The sequence below is a fragment of the Micromonospora sp. RP3T genome (assembly GCF_003027925.1).
Lineage (GTDB): Bacteria > Actinomycetota > Actinomycetes > Mycobacteriales > Micromonosporaceae > Micromonospora.
In genome coordinates this window covers 1-905 of the sequence record NZ_PYPS01000099.1, presented here as the reverse complement: position 1 = coordinate 905, position 905 = coordinate 1, and the positions used below count along the sequence as shown (strand labels likewise).

The following is a 905-nucleotide window of genomic DNA, read 5'->3' as shown; positions in this document are numbered from 1 at the left end:
TTAGAGGTCCTAACTTAATGATGTTGGGCGTAACCGACTGGATGTGAGGCTCGTTTCGTCTGAACGTGAGGAGGGGTGAGCAGCCGCCGTGGATCGTCTCGGATGAGTTGTGGGCCGAGATCGCACCGCTGCTGCCACCCCGCCCACCACGGCGCAGCCGCTATCCAGGGCGTAAACCGCTGGATGACCGCAAGGTGTTCTGCGGGATCTTGTTCGTGCTCTACACCGCGATCCCGTGGGAGTTCCTGCCCCAAGAACTCGGGTTCGGGTCGGGGATGACCTGCTGGCGTCGGTTGCGGGACTGGAATGACGCCGGGGTGTGGCAGCGGCTGCACGAGATTCTGCTGGCCCGCCTACGCGGCGCGGGGCAGTTGGACCTGTCGAGGGCGGTGATCGACGGCTCCCACATTAGGGCGCTCAAGGGCGGCCCAAAACTGGTCCGAGCCCGGTCGACCGCCGCAAGCCGGGCTCGAAACACCACGTGATCACCGACGCCGGCGGAATACCCCTCGCCGTCACGCTGACCGGCGGCAACCGTCACGACTCCACCCAGACCACCGTCCTGCTCGACGCCATACCGGCCATCGGCGGACGCCCAGGCCCACCACGGCGACGCCCCGACCGGCTGTACGCCGATCGGGGCTACGACTACGACAGCCACCGCGAACAAGTCAGCGCCCGCGGCGTCACCCCGGTCATCGCCCGACGCGGCACACCTCACGGCTCCGGACTCGGCACCACACGCTGGGTCGTAGAACGCACCATCGCCTGGCTGCACTGGTTCCGCCGCCTACGCATCCGCTGGGAAATCCGCGACGACATCCACGAAGCCTTCCTCAGCCTCGCCTGCTCCCTCATCTGCTGGCGCCAACTCCAACGCCCCCAGAGTTAGGAGTTCTTAACGC

At 66.5% G+C, this 905-nt stretch carries 1 protein-coding gene; it reads left to right on the top strand.

The genetic code is table 11. The annotated features are described in order from the left end of the window. Positions 1-92 precede the first annotated feature (92 nt). Positions 93-892, top strand: a protein-coding gene (locus C8054_RS31535) for an IS5 family transposase (protein WP_199200000.1) whose coding sequence is annotated in 2 segments (ribosomal slippage) — positions 93-429 and positions 429-892 — 801 coding nt in all. Because the reading frame shifts where the segments join, the coding sequence is not laid out codon by codon here. Positions 893-905 lie beyond the last annotated feature (13 nt).